This is a genomic window from Rheinheimera tangshanensis, assembly GCF_014645135.1.
In the GTDB taxonomy this organism is placed as follows: Bacteria; Pseudomonadota; Gammaproteobacteria; order Enterobacterales; family Alteromonadaceae; genus Pararheinheimera; species Pararheinheimera tangshanensis.
The window spans coordinates 137,508-157,890 of sequence record NZ_BMLH01000002.1 but is presented as its reverse complement, the minus strand read 5'-3'; the positions used below and the strand labels follow the sequence as shown (position 1 = coordinate 157,890).

Sequence of the window (20,383 nt, the reverse complement as noted above, 5' to 3'; positions counted from 1 at the left end):
TCAATCCTGATAATCTGTGCGCAAAACGGGCTGATTCTGACGGGCCGCATCCGCAGCCTTGTTCAGCTCATTACTTTTGTTCTCGCTGGAGAACATGTCTTTGAGCTGCTGCTCAGCTTTACTGGTCAGGATTAAAATCTCGATACGGCGGTTTTCACTGGCGCCAGGCTGAGCTTTGTTCAACAGCATGGTTTCAGCAAAAGCACTGACCTGAGCTACTCGCTGCACCGGCATACCGCCTGCGGCTAACACCTGACGTGCCTGTAAAGCCCGGTCACCGGATAACTCCCAGTTGCTGTATTGGCTGCTGTTAAAGGCCGTACCGTCGGTATGACCTGATATCAGCAGTCTGTTGTGAATGCGGGAAAATACTGGTGCCAGTTTTAATAACAAATCCTCGAAATAAGGTGTCATTTCGACCTGACCCCGCTGAAACATCTGGCGGTTTTCACTATCGCGGATAATCACACGTAAACCTGCAGGCATAGCTTCAATCACCAGATTAGCTTCGGCCTGATTGACCTCTGCAAAATTCTGAAAGGCCTGTGCCAACAAACTTAAATCCGGTGGTGAATCATATTGACCGCTGATCAAAGAGTTCAGCTTTTCACCCACACCTGCAGAAGGTTCACGTTTACCTTCAGGGATTTGCAAATGCGCTGACATACCAGCAACAAAAGTCTGCTGAGGTTCATGCACAGAAACCGCCATTTCAACAGGGGAAGGAGTGCCGCCTAAATCCACCGGATAAGGACTGTTCATCGCATCAAAAGGATGACTGTTCCCCCCTAAAATCGACTGAGTACGCATATAAGACGCTACCTTGGTGCGTTCCTTCACAGTGGAGACTTCTAAAATCCACAACACCATAAAAAATGCCATCATCGCCAGCGTAAAGTCAGCAAAAGCCACTTTCCATGCACCGTTACTTTTACGTCCGGCTTTAGCGCGACTGACCCGCCGTATTATGACTGGAGCTGTATCGTTCATCAGGCCGCCTTGTTATTGATCCAATCTTCCATTTCGGTGAAAGAAGGTTTCAAATCTTCGGTGATCAGTTTGCGGCCTGAATCTGTAGCCACTACAGCGACATGACCTTTGGCGTGGGCCACCAGCACAGCACGCACGCATTCAAAAACGGCAGTCTGTTTTTTGATATAAGCTTCCATGGCCGAACTTAAGGGTTCAAACAGGCAATAACAGGCAAAAATGCCAATAAAAGTACCGACCAGAGCAGCGGCAACGTGATAACCAATTTCACTCAAAGGCCCATCCAGATGCTGCATAGTGATAATAATGCCGCCTACAGCAGCCAAAATACCAAAGCCCGGCATGGCTTCAGCTATACCGTGTAATGCCGTAGAAGGTTTGAGCTTTTGTTGCTCTATGGTCTGAATTTCCTGTTCCAGCAATGCATCCAGGTCATAGGCGTTAATTTTACCCATGCTGAGTAAACGCACGTTGTCGCAGACAAACACCAGTAATTCAGGGTTTTCCAATACGGCAGGGTATGAAATGAAAATAGAGCTGACCTGTGGATTTTCGACATGATCTTCCAGCTCACGAAAACCTTTGCTACGAATGGTTTCCAGCAACTGATACATCAACATCAGCAGCTCTTTATACAACTGGCTTTGATCCGGCTGTTTAACAAACTGAGCTTTCAGTTGCCCCAGCAGATCTTTGAGTACATAGCTGCTGTTACCTATAATCAAAGCACCAATACCAGCGCCTAAAATAATAACAAACTCAGCAGGTTGCCATAGCATGGCGACATTACCGCCAGCCATCATAAAGCCACCCACTACAGTAGCCAGCACAACCAGAAAACCTATTAGTCTTTGCATTGTTTTTATTCCGTCCTTTTACCACTGGGCCAGTTTTTTATTCAGTAAATCAATAGCGTGCTTATGCAGCTGGCAAACTCTGGACTCGGTCAGCTCCAACACCAGCGCGATTTCTTTCATATTCAGCTCATGGCTGTAATACAGATGCAGCAACAAACGGCAGCGCTCCGGCAGTGACTCCATAGCTTTTTTTAACGACAACTTCAGTTCCAGTGCCGACAGACTGGTTGCACCTAACTGTTCGTGTTGCTGCTGTTCCAGTAATTGATCCAGACTTTCCATCGATTCAGCCTGAGTCAAATACATCAACTCGGACAACTGAGCCGCATCAATCTTTAAATGTTTGCCTAACTCGTCATGGCTTGGAACCCGGCCCAGTGTTTTAGTCAGCTCACGGCTGGCGTCACGAAACTGATGGGCTTGCTGGCGTAATTGCCGCGGACGCCAGTCGGTCCGACGAAACTCATCCAGCATGGCGCCACGAATACGCTTAAAGGCGTATGCTTCAAAAAACTCATCCGGGGCTTTGCCGTAGCGTCGTAACGCGGACAACAACCCCAGCAAACCTATTTGCTGTAAATCATCGGAATCCACCACTGGCCCTAATAAAGAACGCAAATGACCTGCGGCTCGTTTCACCAGAAAGCTATAGTGGCCCAGCAGCTGGTTTTCATTGCTGACAGCCAGAGCCGATGAGCTTTGTGTTGCAGTATCTGACCAGAGACTTTCCGCCAGCATCGCAGTACCTACTGAATAAAAATGTTAGTGATCAGCACGTTATCCAGCTGATCTTCAAACTTGTTGTCAGCAAGTGTTTGGTTAAAGCGGTTGAGTAACAGCTTTTGCACTTCTTCAATTTGCTGCATTGCCAGTTTCACTTCCAGATGACTACTTTTGGCAAAATGCTCCACCATAGCGTTACGTAATAAAGGAGTGGCTTCTTTTAAAGCAGTAACAGTATCTGGCTTATGGGTGACCAGCGTCAGCTCCAACACCAGATAACGGGAATTCGGATCGCTGTTAACGCTCATCACGAATTTCTCCATCGGGAAGAACAGTGGTTTTACACTGATTTCCTGAACTACTGTTTTCGCTTGTTCTGCCTGAAACCAATAAAAACCTGCGGTGCCCAAGGCCCCAACCAATAAAACTCCAAGTAATACCACCATCTTATTCATTGGTTTTTCCCTTTTATCCTTGTTAAACCAGTTGATTGACTAAATTCAGTTTGTTGGGTTGTGTGGCTTCAGTCAGTGCTATTTCAGGCTCTGCATGAAAATTTGACTCAAGCTGTTGCACCAGGTGTTGCGGTGTTTTTTGCTGTTGCTGTTGCGAAGAGCTGTCAGACCCCATCCGCAGTTCAATCTGTACATCAGCGCCTAATTTTTGTTGCAAGCTGGCTCTTAATAACTCCAGACCTTGCCCCATCGCATCGCGTAATTGCGTATTGCTGCTGTGCATCTGTACTGTCAGGCGATCCCCGTCCAGCTGCACTGACAATTCGATACTGCCTAATGAAGGAGGGTCGAGCCGGATCATGGCTTTGTTCACGTTTAAACCCAGTTGCAGATCGACTTTGTCGGCAAGCATCTGTAGCAGGCGTTGGCCGAAGTGCTGACTTTGAGCAGGTATAGGATCGGCTTGCCAGACAGGTAAAGCAGACACCGCAGTACCAGCAGCCGAAGCGACAGCAGCAGTAGGGGCAAGCAGATCAGTGATGTTCGTTGTCTGATGCAAAGCTGCGGTCTTATTCTGATTTGCATTCAGCAGGCTGTTTTGGCTGAAATTAAATAACCCGGCACTCACTGCTGCATTTTGAGAGTTCTGTTGTAACGGCTTCAGTGCAGGCCAAAGATCCTGCGATTCAGTCAAATCCTGTGGTAACACAGCCTGAATTGCAGCAGCATCAGAGGCAGACTGTTGCGGCAATAGGCCTGGCATGATCAAAGGTGCAACCAGAGCCGAAGACTGCTGTGATTGGAGAAGCCCAGCTGCTGGCAAAGGGTTCTGGCTGGAAACAGCGCCGGCAGATGAAGATAAAGCTGATAAAGAGAGCGGAAGCCATTCTGCGGATCCTTCCGCTTGTGCAGAGCTCAAATCGCTCGTCATCAGAGAAGGTAGCGTTGTCGTATTTACCAACATAGCATCGAATTCAACCAACAAAGGTGCTGGTACCAGGCTTTGACTCAGACTTTGCACTTGACCCTGGTCAAGCAACTCTGCTGCTGTAGCCTCTGATAATTGCTGCACTTCGCTGTCCAGCTGGCTCAGCGCAGTTTCCATACCGGTCAGCAAAGCTGCTAAATCCTCAGAATAAGACTGCTGCTGACCTTCGGAATAATCCGTCAGCGCGGACTGTCCGCCGATGCCGCCCTGAGGCAAAGCAACCGGAGTCAACAAAGCAAATACCGGCATTGTCATCAGCTTTTCATCTCCATCAGTGCTTCAGTCGTCTGTTGGTAAGCCACCACAGCGGTTTTATTGTCCTGAAAACGTTGCATCTTTTGCTCTAACATTTGCTGCTGGCGTTTAGCCAGTTGCAGCAAGGCCTTATAACGTTGTTTAACCAGCTGTAATTCCACTTTCAACTCGTGATATTCCGCAGCTTGTTTGATCTGTTGCACCAAAGTGCTGATTTGACGATCGCAGTCCTGTACCTGCAGCCATTTACCCGCAACCATAGCTTGTTGCATCTGCAACAACAGGTGTTGGATCTGCATCAAGGCAGGGTTAGACTTCGCTACATACACAGACATCAGGTTCACCAAATTACCGAATCACCAACTGATTCAGCAAAAAGCACGCCACAAAATATCTATATGATTTATAAGGGATTAATAAGAATTAAACTTAGGAGGAGGAAGTAAAACTTCCGCAGGGCGGAACTGGGTAAAAAAATAGTTCCTCTATGAAATGCAAATTCGGGTTAGAAGCACATTAAACCGCAGTTTAACTTGCCTCTAACCCGAACCTGATCAAAAAGATACTAGGCCTTGTTCAGTAAACCTTGCCAGCCTTCTTGTAAGTTGGTCATGACTTCCCGGACATGCTCCAGTTCAGCAACATTATTTTTCATGCTGGCACGTAAAATACTGTGGCCACAATGCTGATACAAGTTGTGCATATTCAGCGCAACTTCGCCGCCTTTCTCCTGATCCAACGAAGCATCCAGGCCACCGAGAATTTTGAGTAACTTCTCGACACCAGCGGCTTTTTTATCGAATCGTTTGGCCTGAATATGGCCTTCTACGCGAGCCAGTTCATCCAAAAAACCTTCAAACAGCATCAACACCAGACTATGAATATCTGCACCTGAGGCTTTTACATTGACACTGGTATGTTGATAGGCCTGATAACCCTGAGCAAAATCTAACATCACTGAACCTCTGTTAACCAAACTGCGACATTGAGCTTTCTAACTGTGCTATGGTCACCTGCATTTGGGTGAACTGCGACAGATAGCGCTTGTACACTAAGTCCATGGAATAATCGTGCCGTTTTTGTTTTTCCGTCACCATATCAAGGCTGGCTTGCAAGGTTTGTTGCTTGTCTTTCATTAAGCCAAATCTTTTTGTGTAAGGCTCAAGTGAATCCTGTATGCCACTGAACAAACTGTTATCAGCAACCAGCATTTGTTCCACTTTGGCCGGATTCTCCGCTAAAGCTTGGGTCATCTTTTCACTGTTGACTGATAACACGCCATTACGGTCAAACTCGATCCCTACACTGCTTAAAGTGGCACCCTGATAAAGTTTTTGAAAAGACTGGCGCATCTGACTGCTGATGCTACGAGCCATAGTGTCCGATTTCAGCGAAGGGTCGGCATTGATTTGTTTCACCAATGCATTGTAACTGTCGACAAACTTTTTCAGTTTATCCTCTACCGCTTTTGGATCCTGTTGTACTGAAATTTGTACCGGCTGATCGGTTCCGGCCTGCATCTTCTTTAAGTCGATAGTCACGCCTGCAATAACGTCTTCGAGTTTGTTACTGGCCGATGTCACAGTAATAGGATTCTGCGCGCCCACTTTGACTATGGCATCCTGGGCAGCTTTTAATTCTGTTGCTGCTGTGACTGCAGCACCTATGTCTGCACCTGAAGTGTCAGCACCAGGCACAAAATTCATACTGATGGCATTGGCTGCACCCGACTCTTTACTGGTTAACACCAGATAAGACTGAGTGCCGCTGCGCATCACAGTCGCCTGCACACCGCTATTGTCTGCTGCATTGTTAATAGCAGAAGCTAAATCGGTCAGGCCAGCATTGGCTGGTAATGCAGATAAATCCACAGCAAAAGATTCGCCCGCTACTGTGAGCTCAAATTGTCCGTCAGCAGGTAAAGTGTCGGTGCTGTTAAAGGACAGCGACATCTGATGATTTTGTGCCAGTTGTTGGACGAAAATTTCATAGTTACCAGCTACAGCATCACTGCCGGCTGTCACTGACAATACGGTGTCTGCACTGGTACTGGCCGTATTGCTCAATAATTCTTTGTCTTTGGTAAAGCTTTCCAGCAAGTCTTGCATAGATCCCAAAGAGGTCTCCAACTTCTGGTAAGACGACAGTAAAGTGGTAAAACGGGTCTGTTGTGCCTTCAGCACACCATCTTTACTTGAGCGCTCAATCTGAGTGTACTGCTGCGCCAGATAAGCCGGGTCGATACTGGAGAATGCCATGTCGTCTTCCTGCAAAACGCTTGAATGAAAACCCCACTAAGCCGAAACTTAGTGGGGCGCGGTTGGAGCTATCCATAGCCCCGGGCTCGATTAACGTAACAGCTGGCTTACCATTTGAGTGGTAGAGTTGGCAGTACTCAGTACAGAAATACCTGAGTTCAGTAACAACTGCTGTTTAGTCATGTTAGAAGTTTCTTTGGCAAAATCTGCATCCATCAACTGGTCACGGGCAGCACCAGTGTTTTCAGTCATGTTGGATAAGTTATTGATAGTGTGATCTAAACGGTTCATGCTGGCACCCAGCTTAGAACGGGCTGCACCAACGTTAGTCAGCAAACCATCTAAAGTAGTGATCGCAGCAGAAGAAGTAGTCTGGTCAGTTAAAGCGCCAGGAGCACCGATAGCAGCAGTTAAAGCTGTCAGTTCTGCAGTGATATCAACAGCTAAAGTTTCTGCAGTTGATGCACCGATCTGGAAAGTAACAGCAGCTGAGAATTTACCACCAGCGCCTAACAGGTTAGTACCTGAACCGAAAGAGGTGTTACCCAGAATGTTGGTTAACTCAGCTGCCAGAGCTGTATATTCACCACCTAAAGCCGTGTATTCAGTAGCAGAGTTCGTGCCGTTAGCACCTTGTGTTGCCAGCTCTTTCATACGGAAAACAATGTTGGTCATCTCATCAAACGCGCCTTCAGCAGTTTGCAGCATAGAGTTTGCGTTGTTAGCGTTGTTGATTGCAGTCTCCTGACCTACTAACTGAGCGCTCAGACGACTGGCGATTTGTAAGCCTGCAGCATCATCTTTTGCTGAGTTGATACGGTAGCCAGTACCTAAACGTTCTAAAGCCACAGATAAACCATCGTTAGTACGGTTTAACTGGTTACGGATTGTAGTTGCAGCTGCGTTTGATTGAATTGATAAAGCCATTTGAGTTTGCTCCTATGCATGTTGCTCAAAACTATAAAGCGACACCTCAACGCAGGAACTGAAATTTTTTTTCAATAATTTTTTAAACGGCTCAGATAAAAAAACGGCGCTGAACTGGTGACCAGTGCAGCGCCAAACTACAGGAAAGATCATTTCAATCAGCTAAGGCGAATTCCACTAAACTGCGCGTAACGTTACCTTGCGCCATAATGGCGGATAAAGAGGAAGCAGCACCTTGTTGCATTTGTACTTTCAGCTCCTGGCTAACCGCAGAAACCTGTTGTTCGCTCTGCTGACTGCCGGCCATACGCAATGCATTGAGTTTAGCCACCAGCACCTGACGCTCGGCTTGAACCTGCCGTAACATCTGTTGTAATTTTTGCTGCACCTGAGCCAGTTCAGCCTGATAAGCCTGCTGATTTTCCATCTGCTGCGCCTGTTGTGCCAGCACACTCAACTGGCCTTCAGGTTTTTGTAGTCTTAGCTGCACAGGGTTGCCAGCAGCAATACGAATACCTTCGCCTTGCATTTGCCAGGGCTGACTTAACAGATGACTGTGGCCAGCTGAAGTACTAAACAACAGCACAGGGCCTTGTTGTTTCAGTTCAATCTGATGTTTAGCGAACTCTTGTTGCATCATCGCAAGAGCAGCATCGGCTGACTGCCCTGCCGGGAAACTCAATTGAATTTTTTTCCCATCGGACAAGCCAATAGTCACTAACTCAGGTTGCTTACGTGGGCTTAATAAATCAATTTTGCTGTTTAGTTGCCACTGACTTTGGCCTGTGGGCTGGCTACTTAACTGCAAGGCTGGCGTCAAAGCAGTGTTTTTTTGCTTTAGCTGATTTTCCAACTGTTGCAGTTGCTGACTGATCTGCTGCTTCTGGCCGATACTTTGCGGCAGCTCCAGCTGTTTTTTCAGCTGCTCTAACTGCTGATATACCTGACGAATTTGTTGTTCCGCCTGCTGGTTTTTTGCCAACTGGCGAGACACATCGGCACTGACACTCCAGCGACTTAAAGTATCCAGTTGCTGCTGCAATGCCCCAGTGCGGCTTGAAGCCGATTTGGTTTGTTCTGTTTCGACAGCCTGGGTTTTAACCGCTTTGCCCGCTGAATTCAGCGAGGCTGTGCTACTGGTTAGTTGTTTCAGGCTATCTATCAGCATGGCGCGATTCTCAACTTAAAGCTGACTAAACAAACTCAGCTGTGACACTGAACTGTAGACTTTTAAAGTAGATTCGTAAGACGCCAGCGCATTATTCATCTCAATATAAGCGGACGGATAATGCACAGCTGTTAAATCATCCCGCAGATTTTCAGTGAACAGCGCTATATCCGTGTTGGTAAACTCCAGAGATTCCAGTGAACTGACGATACCACCTATTTTGGTGATAGCCGCAGTGGTATTGCCCAAAGTCGCACTGAGTTTATCCAGCATAGCGCGGGATTCTGTACCCACACCAGCAGCCGGAGGGGCCTGCAGCAAAGCCACATAATCCTGTAAATCATTCAGAAATGTCGCACCTGGTACTAAGTCACTGCCAACAATGTTGGCGTCGACCAGTGTATTGGATGACACAGCCACTTTACGTACCAGCGAGTCGCCTTGATAAATATACTGACCTGTTACATCTTTTATAAAAGGTTGCTGATCAATTTCACTGCCGGCAAAAAGATGATTACCATTACCATCTTTGGCGTTTAATAAATCGGCGATACCTGGCATTAATACAGCCAGCTCGTTGGCCATAGCTTTCAGTTCATCTTCACCATAAGAAGCATCAGCCGCTGCTGTCACTAAAGACTGCACAGACAAAAGTAAATTATTAATGCTACTTAACTGAGTTTCCTGCTGACTTAAGGTGTAAGTCACCAGTTCCATATTTTTGCCATACTGCTCCAGCGACGTCAGCTCTGAGTCCAGCCGCAATACCAACACGCTGCCCAGCGGGTCGTCTGATGGCTTAGTGATCCGCTCGTTGGTGGCCATTTGTACTGACAGTTGGCTGTATTTGGCACTGCTGGTCTGAATGTTCCGTATTGCTGTTTCATGGTATTGGCTGCTGCTTATACGCATCTTATTTTCCTCAGAACATCATCATCAGGGTGTCAAACATTTGCCCGGCGGTACTAATCACTTTGGCATTAGCCTCATACAACTGCTGGTAATACAACAAATTAGCAGCTTCTTCATCTCTATTAACACCACTGATGCTTTCGCGTGAAGCTACAGCTTTATCATTCAGCACCTGTGAGGTTTTGACACTGGCTTGTACCTGTTTACTTTGAATAGCCAGCTTACCGATCAGGCCGTCATAACCTGTGGCCACGCCTTTCATCGAGTCAATGACATTCACCAGATTGCTGTTGTCACCTTTTCCGCCAGCAGGTAGCCAGCCACCGGCGCCATCCGATACCCGGCCACGAAACGCCAGCTCATCCGGACTCAAATCCGCATTCACTAAAATAGAACCTAAAGGATCGGCAGGATTAAAGGTGAATAAAGGCTCACCCACGTTGCCATTTAAATCAAAACCCTCGGCCAGCGCATCGTTGACCTGAGTGGCAATAGTGGTCACCAGGTTACTTAATTCAGCGCGGGCCGGGTCCAGTACTTCAGATTTAACCCGCAACAAGCCACCTAAACTACCCCCGGCCAACCCTGAAATTGGAAACTCCTGAATATTAAAAGTTGAAGTCACCTCAGTCCCGGCTACAGACAATACAGCCGCCTTACCTGACATCACCAGTGGTGCACCATTGAGGGCAGAAATAGTCATAGAACCATTATCTTCCTGCATCACCTCAACCTGCACATAAGCAGACAGTCTGTTAATGGCCTGTTCTCGGGTGTCCAGCAAAGTGGAGGCATCGCGCCCTAACGCAATTTCTTTACTGATGTTCTGGTTTAAATCAGCCAGTTCCTGCAGCACTGAATTGACATTTTCTGTGACTGCTTTGAGCTCAAACTCCAGCTTGCGGACCTGACCTGTTAAAGCACCGTCTAACTGCTGTAAATCCTGCACCATCGCATTAGCCGACGAAATCACCTGTTGCCGATAAGCCGGGGATTCAGGCGCAGACAATGCAGCATTAAAAGCAGCGTTCAGCTCTGCGACCGCATCATTCAGATTCAGTGAGTCAGTGCCTAACACTTCTTCCAGATAGCCCAGATAATCCTGATAACTTTCGTAATAATTTAAATCGGATTGAGTACGCCAGATGTCGGCATTGAGGAAGTTATCCACCACCCGCTCAAACTTAGTGACTTTGACGCCATTAAGCGGACCATCGTTGGTTTGTAATACCACAGTTTGACGGCTATAGCCTTTGACTGCCGCATTGGATACGTTTTGACTGACCGCATTCAGCCCGGCATTGGCAGCGTTAAGTCCGGAGACTCCGTTCGATAACATACTCATTCAGTGCGCTCACTCTGACGAACCGGCACCTGCAAAGGCTGAGTTAAAGCCGCGGCACCATAATCCTGATACATAGACTCAGCGACAGCTTTGGCCTCTGGCTTAAATTTATTTTCAGTATTTTCCGTCGCCGGCGAAAATTGCTGCACTATTTGCTCAGCCAGACCGGTTTTACTGTTGCTGGCCATCGACTGCGCCATTTGGCTGTCGTACATATCGCGGAACATCACTTGCTGATCACTGCTGAACATGCCTTCGTCGCCTGTCAGCGCATCGCTGGCAGAACGCATATTTTTCAGCACCATTTGCAAAAATAAGGTCTCAAACTGTTCTGCTACCTGCTGCAAAGACTCGCTCTCCGACTGGTTTTTACTGATCTGTTGACTAAACTGGGGGTCAAACGCCAGCTTCTGGCTCATGGCATCAAGTTTCATACTCAGATCACCACCACATCGGCATCCAGAGCGCCCGCTTTGTCCAAGGCTAATAAAATAGACATCAGTTCTGTAGGTGTTGCTCCCAGGCTGTTGACTGCTTGCACTATGGTGTCGAGCGAGGTGCCCTCTGGCCACACCATCATATTGGCGTTTTGTTGAGTCACATCCACACTGCTGTTTTGCAAAGGCACTGTTTCGCCCTGGCTGAATGGTAAAGGCTGGCTGGCGCCTTCCTGCTCACTGATAGTGATAGTTAAATTGCCATGACTGACAGCTGCACGTTTCACCCGCACTTCATCGCTAATCACCACAGTGCCGGTTCTGCTGTTAAAGACGACCCGAGGACGTTGCGAGCCTTCTTCCACTGTTAAGTCCTGCAGCATCGCCATAAAAGTAGTGCGATTGTCGGCATCCCGTGGTGCACTGATCACCAGCTTTGACCAGTTTTCTGCCCGCGCCACTTTAGGACCAAACATCTCGTTGATTGCAGTCACCACATTGCGGGCTGTCTTGTAATTCGGCTTTTTCAGGTTCAGCACTAAATCGCCGTCCTGCTGCAAATTTTCAATGCTGCGTTCAATAATGGCACCGCCAGGAATAATACCGGCTGTAGGCACATTGACCGTCACAGAGGAACCATTTAAACCTTCAGCTTTAATACCACCGACCACTAAATTGCCCTGTGCTAATGCATAAACTTTACCGTCTACACCCCGCAGCGGAGTTAACATCAAACTACCGCCGTGCAAACTTTTGGCATCGCCCAACGACATAATGGTGACATCTATCGCCTGGCCCGGGCTTGCCATAGGAGGTAAAGTGGCCTGAACAGCCACAGCGGCAACGTTTTTAGATTTAGGTAATGAAGCCTCGTCCAGCTGCACACCAAATTGCTTCAGCATATTATTCAGTGACTGAGCGGCAAATTTAATCTGGGCTTTATCGCCTGAACCGGATAAACCCACCACTAACCCGTATCCGACCAGTTGGTTATCCCGCACACCCTGAATATCAACAATATCTAATAAGGGTCTTGTGGCAGCCTGAGTTTGCTGACTTAACAACAGCAAAACCACAGGGAGGATCAAACAAAACAAACGCATAAAGCCACCCGTTAAAATAAATTCAGGTAAGAAGAAAACAGCTTGGTGATCCAGCCGGGTTCAGCCGCATCCGCCATGCTGCCTTTACCGGCGTAGGTAATACGGGCATCGGCGATACGCTGGGAAGAAATACGGTTGGTGACGTCAATATCATCGGGGCGGACTATGCCTTGCAGCCGGATATATTCATCGCCCTGATTCAGTTTGATCCACTTTTCACCGCGAATAGTTAAAGAGCCATTCGGCAACACTTCAGTGACCCGGACCGTGATAGCACCACGTAAAAAGTTCTGCTGACTGGCACTGCTTTCGCCTTCAAAGTTCTGCCCGTTGCGTAGTTGCATAGCTAAATCTGATACGTTGGCATTACCCAATAAAGGCACTCCCATAGAGATATCTGTGCTGCGATCCACAGCACTATCAGCGCTTTTACTGGATTGAGTGCGTTCGTTCAGCTCCACGGTCAGAATGTCACCCACTCTGTAGGCTCTTTTGTCTTCAAATAAGGTGAACATGTAAGACTCAGCATACAAGCTGCCGTCACTGGCAGGCTCTGCCTGCTGACTAACCAGAGGATTGGCAGCGCCACGTTCCCAATCGGCATCATCGGCCAGTGGACTGTCAGGCTTTGAGCTGCAGGCCGTCAGGCTAAACAACACAAACACCAGAAGAAAACGTAGCATAGTCAACCCCTTACATGCTCTGACTGATAAAGTTCAGCATATCGTCAGCCGCAGTCACCACTTTGGCATTCATTTCATAAGCCCGTTGCACTGCAATCATATTGACCATTTCGTCCACCACACTGACGTTGGAACCTTCCAGCGTGTACTGCTGCAACTTACCTAAAGCTTCTTCGCCTGGTATACCTTCCACCGCTTCACCTGAAGCTGCAGTAGCGCGGTACAAATTACCGCCCAGCACTTCAAGACCTGCCGGATTGACGAAGTTCACCGTTAATATCTGTCCCAAATCGACTAATTCATCCTGACCAGCCACTTTGGCTGTGACAGTGCCGTCTGTGCCAATAGTGACTTTGGTGGCATCCGGTGGGATCACAATATTTTGCGCCAGTGGCAAACCATTGCCATTGGTGATTAGCCCGTCTGAATTCAGATGAAACTGGCCGTTGCGCGAATACAGCAATTCGCCATCTGTATTTTCAATCTGGAAAAAACCCTGACCATCAATGGCGACATCCATTTGATTGCCTGTGGTTTCAGCGCTGCCATCGGTAAAAATCTTTTGAGTGCCGTTGACCCGAACACCAGTACCCACCTGAATACCGGACGGCACCTGGTTTAATTCATCGGCTTGGGTGCCGGGTTGACGTTGCACCTGATAAAACAAATCTTCAAATACCACCCGGTCTTTTTTAAAACCTACTGTGTTGACGTTCGCCAGGTTGTTAGAAATGGTGGTCATGCGCATATCCTGCGCTGCTAAACCTGTTTTACTGACCCATAAAGCTGAATTCATTGCTGTGTTCCTCTTAACCGCTAATCAGTTTGTTGCCAGATACGGCCAGTTCATCTGCTGTTTTCATCATTTTCAGATTGAGCTCAAACTGACGGCTGATATTCATGGTACTGACCATCTCTTCGACGGCATTGACGTTAGACCCTTCCAATACGCCGGAGCGTAAAGTGATATTTTCCGCCTGATCCAAAGGCTCGCCGTCAACAGCGCGGAATAAGCCATCGGCCCCTTTGACCATGACCCTATTGTCCGAGTCGACCAGCTTGATACGTTCCTGCTGTTCAATGACACCGCCGCCGACAGGCAACAGGTTTAAGGTACCGTCCGGGCTGATATCAATATCTCCAAACTCAGGTAACTGAATAGCGGCAGCGCCCCCCATTACAGCAAAACCATTGACGGTGAGTTGGCCATTTGCTCCTACCTGTAACTCGCCAGAGCGGGTATAAGCTTCATTGCCATTAGCATCCTGCACTGCAATAAAACCTTTATCGCTGACGGCAACATCCAGATCGCGGCCGGTTTCCATCATGGCACCGGCTTGTAAATCAGTTGCCACCGGCATCAGCTGCGCCTGAAAACGGGTGCGGTAGCCTTCACCTGTGATTTGCAGCGACTTGGCTTGTTCCATATCGGCTTTAAAACCAACGGTATTGACGTTCGCCAAATTATTCGCCGTGATTCGAAGTGCGGTTTGGGCCAGCTCAGCCCCGGACACTGCGGTGTGGATCAAACGTTCCATAACCTAATCCTCTGAAGCCTTACACAGCGTTAAACAGCACTTGCATCATTTCATCTGCAGTACTGATGGTTTTGGCGTTGGCCTGATAACTTTGCTGGAACGACATTAAGTCGACCAATTGCTTACTGATATCAACGTTTGAGCCCATATAAGAGCCAGCCAGAATGCCGCCGAAACTACCTTCAGATGGCACACCTACTAAAGCTTCACCGGATTTTTGGCTGGCATACCAGGTGGTATTATTGGCGGTTTCTAAACCCTGAGGATTGGCAAAGTTGGCCAGCGCTATCTGGCCTTGTAGTTTCACTTCGCCGTTGGAGAAGGTGGCATAGACTTCACCATTTTCAGCTACAGCCACACCACTAAACTCACCTGAGGTATAGCCATCGGGATCGTTTTCATATAAACCAAAAGCAGAGCCAAACTGAGTGCTTTTCACCAGATCCAGTTTGATGGACATTGCATCAGCTCCTGCCGGACTAAAGTTGATTGTAACTTCACGCAGTCCATCCGGATCCGTCACATTGTTGTCTGTGACCGGAGCTACGGTAGGCGTATTAAGCGGTAACAACTGCCCGTCTGTACCAAAACTCATCCGCACCACGCCGACACCATCTACTGAGGTGCCTTTGTCATCAAGTGCTGATGTCATAGTTGGAGTTGGGGACTTACCCGTCCAGCCCAATTCAGAGGCCGTCAGTGGTTTACCATCCATGTAATAGACAACATCCCACTCATTGCCGCCAGCATTCATAAAGTATTGAGTAAGAGTATGACTGTTACCCAGTGAGTCATACACTTCACTGGATTGCGAGTAGTTAAAGGATGAGCCATCGGTAGGATCAAAATCCGTTGTAGCCGATGTAGCAGGGGCCGTGTAAGTCGCCAATGTGATGACATCACTACCCGAATTCAAATTCAGTGAAAAGTTAATATTGGTAGAAGCTTTCGCCGGGATATTACCCGCCTCAACTTTCAGATCGGTGAGCAAACCCGGGACTAAATTGCCCTGATCATCAATGCCATAGCCCTGCAATTTATCGCCATTATTAGTGACAATGCTGCGGTCACTGCCATCCATTTTAAACTGACCGGCCTGGGTGTAAGCCAGACGACCATTTTCGGAGATAATAAAAAACCCTTTGCCTGTGATGGCTAAATCCAGGCTTTGGCCAGTACCGACCAGATTGCCGGCTTTTTCAAAGTTTTCGCTGGTGGCTGAGACATTGACACCGTTGCGCTGACCGCCGCTGTACAAAGCAGAAAATTCAGTGCTGGTGGTTTTATAACCTGCAGTACCGGCGTTGGCGATATTGTTTGATGTCACTTCCAGTGCTTTTTGGGTCGAACTTAAGCCACTCAGGCCAATACTAAACATCGACATTATGCGGTTCCTTAACTCTGAGTTGTTTTAGACAACTGGTTGATATCAAAAAGGTAATGGTTACCTAAGCCGTTGACCTGCAGAATGATGTCATCCGGGCCAGTGCCTACAGAGACCCGCTCCACTTCATTGGTCAGATAAGTCGGTACTTGTTGTTTACTGTTATTGAGCTGGACTTCGGCCTGAATGCTGTAAGCACCGGCTTGTTGCTCAGGGAAGGCAAAACGCACTGTGCCTATGGCTGGGTTGTCCAGCGTCATTTCATCTGCCAGCACACCTTTGCTGTCATACAAACGCAGCACGAGGCTGTCGACTTTGGCACCGAGGTTAATGGCGCCCTCGACTGTGTCATCCTGTTCCAGTGACAGAGTGTCGGCTTTGACATCCACCTTCTGGCCAACCAGACTGGTTGCTTCCATCGCCTGCATACTTTGCATGTATTTGATTTGCTGGCCGGACTGGATATTGAGGTTTTCTAAACTTTCCACGCTGCTGAATTCCGCCAGCTGGCTGACGTACTCTGTGCCATCCATAGGATTCAGCGGGTTTTGGTTACTGATTTGTGCCACCAAAAGCTCCAGAAACATGCTGGATAATCCAGCCGCATCGGTTTTACCATTGCTGGCGATTTGATCGCTGGATGTGGTCGTGCGCACAGGTGAGTTGTTATCCACAGCAGACATGGTTCAATCCTTATTGGCCCAGCTTCAGCAAACTTTGCTGCATGCTGGAGACTCGGTTCATTACTTCCACAGAGGTCTGGAAAGCACGGGAAGCAGACATCATGTCAGCCATTTCAGCGACTGGATTGACGTTGGAATAAAACACCATGCCATTGGCATCTGCCAGCGGACTGTTGGGTTCAAAACGTTGTTCGACAGTACGGTCAGATTTGACTACGCCTAAGGTTTGCACCTGAGCAGACATGGATCTGTTATCAAAATCCTGAGTATATAATGCGGAGAACACTGGCTTAGTGGCACGATAAGCTTCAGCCTCGCTGGAGGCCGCTGTGTCTGCATTGGCTAAATTCGAAGCCACTGTATCCAGACGCATCACCTGAGCACGCATAGCGCTGCCGCCTATGTCATAAATAGCGGAAAAAGACATGCTTATTCTCCCTTAATGGCTTTGTGCAAGCCGTTAATTTTCATATTCAGAAAGGTCAGACTGGTTTGAAAGTCCATGCTGTTGGCAGCGAAATTCGCTTGCTCCACACTCAGCTCTGCCGTATTACCATCGGCCGACGGCTGGAAAGGTGTGCGGTATTTCAGCTCGTCTCGCACATCAGAGGCATTCATGCTGGCGCCATAAGGACTGGTTAAATCTGATTCGATAGTTTGCAAAATGCTTTGATAATCCAGATCACGGGCCTTAAAACCCGGCGTGTCGACATTGGCCAGATTGCCTGAGATAATCTCGGCTCTGTCGAGGCGAAGTTGCAGTGAAAACGGATGTACACCTAAAGCTTTGTTAAAAAATTCCATCTGAGTACTCTGTGAATGCAGCAGTAGTGGGGTTGGGAGGTACAAGCTTTATGCCATCATTAAAAGGCCATATAATTTAATGACTTACACTAAAACTATCGTAGAATCAGCTCTCAGGGCGGAAGTGCAGCTTCCGCTACGGAAGTGGTTATTTTTCCTCCTGTTGTGTTTTCCGCTGGCCGCTTTTGCGAATGCACAGCTGGAGCAACAGATCCGATCCCATATCAGTGCTGAAGTACAAACTTTTGCCCGCCAACTAGGTGCAAAAGGCCCAATTAAGCAGGAACTGGAACTCACTTTACCAGCGGGATTAGACAAACAAGGCCGTTGCAGCAGACTGGAGATCAGTCGCAGCAATAACCAGAAAGCCCCATGGGGCAGGGTTAGTTACAGTTTAAATTGCAAAGACAACAACAGCTGGCAAAGTAGGGCCACGGCCAAAGTCAGAGTCTGGTTGCCTGTAGTGGTCGCGAATCAGGCGATTCAAAAAAACCAAGTCTTAACTGAAGCCATGCTGGGCACCCGCCTGACCGAACTGACTCAGTCCAAACTCAGTATCGAATTACAACCTCAAGCTTTAGTGGGTATGCAAACCAAACGCCGGATCCAGGCCGGGCAAGTGATCAGCCGTCATCTGCTGGAACATAAACTCTTAGTGGAAAAAGGCAGCCATGTGCTTATTCGGGTGCAAACTCAGGGCTTTGAAGCCAGCACCAAAGGAGTGGCATTGGAAAACGGTCAATTAGGCCAGCGGATTAAGGTGCAGAATTTAAGCTCAGGCACTGTGCTCGAGGCCGATGTTGTGGCTGAAGCCATAGTACAAAGTATTTTTAAATAATATTAAAGTTTCCGTATCCAGCTGTCGCTTAACACAGATAGCAGCAAAATTTCGGATCAGGATCCGGCGAATCAGGTATCTATTATGGTAAAAATTGACCATTACAGTCAGGTGCAACCCCTGATCAAAACTGACCAGCAAGGCCAGAGTAGCCAGACAAAAAGTGCAGCCGCAGCGGCTCAGCCTGCTGAAGCGCAAGCTTCAATTAGCAGCACCACTCAAGCGGTGCAACAGGCCTTTGAGCAGTTGCAGCAACAAAGCGAAGTGGATATGGACAAAGTAGCCAAAATTAAACTGGCCTTGTCTGAGGGTTCACTGCAGCTGGATGATGACCAGTTAGTGCAAGCTATGCTGGATTTTCATAAAAAATGAATCAGACCGCTCTGAAGCATATCATTGCCGGCCTGCAGCATGATGCGGATTTGCTGCAGCAGCTAAGTCCCATGCTGCAAAAACAGTATGTGTTGATGAGCATGCGTCAAAGCAATGAATTGGAGCTGCTCAATCAAAAAGCGGCCATGCTGCTGGAGCAGTTACACCGTAATGCGACTGAGCGTTATCAGGCCATGAGCGTATTACGGCTTCAACCGACACAACAAGGTTTCGAACGCCTGTTATCTTCTTTGCCGGAAAAAATCCGCGAGGCCAGCCAGCAACTGCTGGACAAAGTGCAGCGTCATACCGAACTTTGCCAGCAACTCAACCAGAAAAACGGTGAACTGCTGGCGCACCAGCGCCAACTGATGCAAAACCTGTTGGGTATGGACAACAAAACCAGCTACCCGGATATGCCATTAGGCTAAGCGGCTTGAGCTTGCCTTTGCACCCCAACGCCGCGAACAGGCGGTTTGAGGCCAAAACACCAGCTTAATACTGCTGAACGACGTATCACTTCATAACCCAGCCAGCATCCTGCCACAGTCAATAGCAAGACTAACGGAAACTCTGCCATGACGGGTATAGCCAAGGGTTTAAGCCAGCTGGCAAATAAAATAATTAAGGTCTGATGCAAAATATACCAGGGCAATATCGCGTCATTACAATACCTCAACAGCGGGTTATTGATTGTTGTCAGATAAGCGCCGGCATAACCTAAAACGGCCAGTAACCACAGCCAGTGGTTCAGGACCAATACAGAACCAAACACAGTGTTATGCAGAGTTTCGCTCTGGGTCGGGCCTGAATAATAGTCAAACCAGTCATTGCGTTCAGCGATAATCAGGCAATAGCAACACAGCGCTGTCAGCAACCATAACCTTCTGTTCAAAACCAGCTGTTGCCACCACAGGTCCTGCCGGGCTAATAAAAACCCCGCGATAAACACCAGAAAATATTTAGCATGGTTATACCAGTCATCCACCAAAGCGTGAGTACTGGGAAAATCGGCCCTTAAAGTCCACCAGGCCCAAAACATCAGGCCTAACACCAGCACCAGGGCATAACGGCCTTGTAACTGCTGCAACCAGCCGGCTTGCGACATAGCGTTCAGCAACGGATAAAACATCAATACCAGCAGACTGTAACACCATAAATACGGGATAAACCAAGCGTGGTTCCAGGTCAGTAAGCTAATAGGACTATGATGATCCGGCAATAAGTCGGTGACAGGATTGATGTACTGCCACCAGAACTGCAGATAACCCGGCTGGATCAGTTGCTGGCTTAAAGCCTCGTAATAAACTTGTGGCACTACGACAACAAACATGGTGAACAACAAAGGGATCAATAACCTTTTGGAGCGTAACCCTAACAGTTTCAACCTGCTGATACGCGGCAAAACTAAACTCAGTGCCATACCAGAGAGCAGAAACAATAAAGACATACGCCATGGATTGGTCAGGATCATTAAGTCCTGCAGACCGGTAAAGGTCTGGGTGCTTTTAATATGCCAGCCCCAGTCGGCCACATAATACATACCAATGTGGTACAAAATCAGCAGTGCAAAAGCCAAGGTTCGGAGCCAGTCGAGTTCGTATCGACGCGCGGTTAGTGATCGTGTCATTCTACTCATCCTATTGTGGTGTAATACTGGATT

At 48.0% G+C, this 20,383-nt stretch carries 25 protein-coding genes; 3 read left to right on the top strand and 22 right to left on the bottom strand.

Features of this window, described 5'->3' with window-relative positions; all coding sequences use genetic code 11:
* From IEW88_RS05285 to flgB, 21 genes are all read right to left on the bottom strand, one after another.
* Entirely contained in the window at positions 1-990 is a 990-nt protein-coding gene (locus IEW88_RS05285; RefSeq protein ID WP_147903345.1) for a flagellar motor protein MotB, read from the bottom strand.
* Positions 990-1,847 (bottom strand): flagellar motor stator protein MotA, encoded by an 858-nt coding sequence (motA, locus tag IEW88_RS05280; RefSeq protein WP_147903344.1) that lies wholly within the window; start codon positions 1,845-1,847, stop codon positions 990-992. Before motA ends, IEW88_RS05285 begins: the two co-directional genes overlap by 1 nt.
* An 18-nt stretch (positions 1,848-1,865) precedes the next feature.
* Complete coding sequence (locus tag IEW88_RS05275) at positions 1,866-2,585, bottom strand: FliA/WhiG family RNA polymerase sigma factor (RefSeq protein ID WP_147903343.1); 720 nt, start codon at positions 2,583-2,585, stop codon at positions 1,866-1,868.
* An 8-nt stretch (positions 2,586-2,593) separates the two neighbouring features.
* Positions 2,594-3,025, bottom strand: a complete 432-nt coding sequence (locus tag IEW88_RS05270; RefSeq protein ID WP_147903342.1) for a flagellar basal body-associated FliL family protein — start codon at positions 3,023-3,025, stop codon at positions 2,594-2,596.
* Positions 3,026-3,047: 22 nt separating this feature from the next.
* Positions 3,048-4,268: a flagellar hook-length control protein FliK gene (locus IEW88_RS05265; RefSeq protein ID WP_147903341.1), complete on the bottom strand. Its 1,221-nt coding sequence runs from the start codon at positions 4,266-4,268 to the stop codon at positions 3,048-3,050.
* Positions 4,268-4,603: a hypothetical protein gene (locus tag IEW88_RS05260; protein WP_053422881.1), complete on the bottom strand. Its 336-nt coding sequence runs from the start codon at positions 4,601-4,603 to the stop codon at positions 4,268-4,270. Before IEW88_RS05260 ends, IEW88_RS05265 begins: the two co-directional genes overlap by 1 nt.
* Positions 4,604-4,833: 230 nt before the next feature.
* On the bottom strand, positions 4,834-5,223 hold the full coding sequence (gene fliS / locus IEW88_RS05255) for a flagellar export chaperone FliS (protein ID WP_053422882.1): 390 nt from the start codon (positions 5,221-5,223) through the stop codon (positions 4,834-4,836).
* Between the two features lie 13 nt (positions 5,224-5,236).
* The gene (gene fliD / locus IEW88_RS05250; protein ID WP_147903340.1) at positions 5,237-6,526 is read right to left on the bottom strand and encodes a flagellar filament capping protein FliD; all 1,290 of its coding nucleotides are present in this window, start codon (positions 6,524-6,526) and stop codon (positions 5,237-5,239) included.
* Between the two features lie 90 nt (positions 6,527-6,616).
* Positions 6,617-7,453 (bottom strand): flagellin N-terminal helical domain-containing protein, encoded by an 837-nt coding sequence (locus tag IEW88_RS05245; RefSeq protein ID WP_147903339.1) that lies wholly within the window; start codon positions 7,451-7,453, stop codon positions 6,617-6,619.
* A 154-nt stretch (positions 7,454-7,607) separates the two neighbouring features.
* Complete coding sequence (locus IEW88_RS05240; protein WP_147903338.1) at positions 7,608-8,621, bottom strand: hypothetical protein; 1,014 nt, start codon at positions 8,619-8,621, stop codon at positions 7,608-7,610.
* Positions 8,622-8,636: 15 nt separating this feature from the next.
* Positions 8,637-9,533, bottom strand: a complete 897-nt coding sequence (flgL, locus tag IEW88_RS05235) for a flagellar hook-associated protein FlgL (RefSeq protein WP_053422886.1) — start codon at positions 9,531-9,533, stop codon at positions 8,637-8,639.
* Between the two features lie 10 nt (positions 9,534-9,543).
* The gene (gene flgK / locus IEW88_RS05230; protein ID WP_147903337.1) at positions 9,544-10,878 is read right to left on the bottom strand and encodes a flagellar hook-associated protein FlgK; all 1,335 of its coding nucleotides are present in this window, start codon (positions 10,876-10,878) and stop codon (positions 9,544-9,546) included.
* Complete coding sequence (locus IEW88_RS05225) at positions 10,875-11,312, bottom strand: rod-binding protein (RefSeq protein WP_147903336.1); 438 nt, start codon at positions 11,310-11,312, stop codon at positions 10,875-10,877. Before IEW88_RS05225 ends, flgK begins: the two co-directional genes overlap by 4 nt.
* A 2-nt stretch (positions 11,313-11,314) precedes the next feature.
* Positions 11,315-12,418 carry a flagellar basal body P-ring protein FlgI gene (locus IEW88_RS05220; protein WP_147903335.1) on the bottom strand — a complete coding sequence of 368 codons (1,104 nt, stop codon included), beginning with the start codon at positions 12,416-12,418 and terminating at the stop codon, positions 11,315-11,317.
* An 11-nt stretch (positions 12,419-12,429) separates the two neighbouring features.
* On the bottom strand, positions 12,430-13,101 hold the full coding sequence (gene flgH / locus IEW88_RS05215; RefSeq protein WP_053422890.1) for a flagellar basal body L-ring protein FlgH: 672 nt from the start codon (positions 13,099-13,101) through the stop codon (positions 12,430-12,432).
* Between the two features lie 10 nt (positions 13,102-13,111).
* On the bottom strand, positions 13,112-13,897 hold the full coding sequence (gene flgG, locus IEW88_RS05210; RefSeq protein WP_053422891.1) for a flagellar basal-body rod protein FlgG: 786 nt from the start codon (positions 13,895-13,897) through the stop codon (positions 13,112-13,114).
* 13 nt (positions 13,898-13,910) lie between these two features.
* Entirely contained in the window at positions 13,911-14,639 is a 729-nt protein-coding gene (locus tag IEW88_RS05205; RefSeq protein WP_147903334.1) for a flagellar basal body rod protein FlgF, read from the bottom strand.
* A 19-nt stretch (positions 14,640-14,658) separates the two neighbouring features.
* Positions 14,659-16,023, bottom strand: coding sequence for a flagellar hook-basal body complex protein (locus IEW88_RS05200; protein ID WP_147903333.1), 1,365 nt, complete (start codon positions 16,021-16,023; stop codon positions 14,659-14,661).
* A gap of 11 nt (positions 16,024-16,034) precedes the next feature.
* Positions 16,035-16,706 (bottom strand): flagellar hook assembly protein FlgD, encoded by a 672-nt coding sequence (locus IEW88_RS05195; protein ID WP_147903332.1) that lies wholly within the window; start codon positions 16,704-16,706, stop codon positions 16,035-16,037.
* A gap of 10 nt (positions 16,707-16,716) precedes the next feature.
* Entirely contained in the window at positions 16,717-17,133 is a 417-nt protein-coding gene (flgC, locus tag IEW88_RS05190; RefSeq protein WP_053422895.1) for a flagellar basal body rod protein FlgC, read from the bottom strand.
* Positions 17,134-17,135: 2 nt separating this feature from the next.
* A complete protein-coding gene (gene flgB / locus IEW88_RS05185) occupies positions 17,136-17,510 on the bottom strand; it encodes a flagellar basal body rod protein FlgB (RefSeq protein WP_053422896.1) in 375 nt (124 codons plus the stop codon).
* Between the two features lie 79 nt (positions 17,511-17,589).
* On the opposite strand from flgB, the gene flgA reads away from it, so the two are divergent.
* From flgA to flgN, 3 genes are all read left to right on the top strand, one after another.
* Positions 17,590-18,348 (top strand): flagellar basal body P-ring formation chaperone FlgA, encoded by a 759-nt coding sequence (gene flgA, locus IEW88_RS05180; RefSeq protein WP_147903331.1) that lies wholly within the window; start codon positions 17,590-17,592, stop codon positions 18,346-18,348.
* A gap of 84 nt (positions 18,349-18,432) precedes the next feature.
* Positions 18,433-18,720: a flagellar biosynthesis anti-sigma factor FlgM gene (gene flgM, locus IEW88_RS05175; protein ID WP_053422898.1), complete on the top strand. Its 288-nt coding sequence runs from the start codon at positions 18,433-18,435 to the stop codon at positions 18,718-18,720.
* The gene (gene flgN, locus IEW88_RS05170; RefSeq protein ID WP_053422899.1) at positions 18,717-19,151 is read left to right on the top strand and encodes a flagellar export chaperone FlgN; all 435 of its coding nucleotides are present in this window, start codon (positions 18,717-18,719) and stop codon (positions 19,149-19,151) included. Before flgM ends, flgN begins: the two co-directional genes overlap by 4 nt.
* Here flgN and IEW88_RS05165 read toward each other — a convergent pair.
* Positions 19,148-20,350: an acyltransferase family protein gene (locus IEW88_RS05165; protein ID WP_147903330.1), complete on the bottom strand. Its 1,203-nt coding sequence runs from the start codon at positions 20,348-20,350 to the stop codon at positions 19,148-19,150. The genes flgN and IEW88_RS05165 overlap by 4 nt on opposite strands.
* Positions 20,351-20,383: the final 33 nt, after the last annotated feature.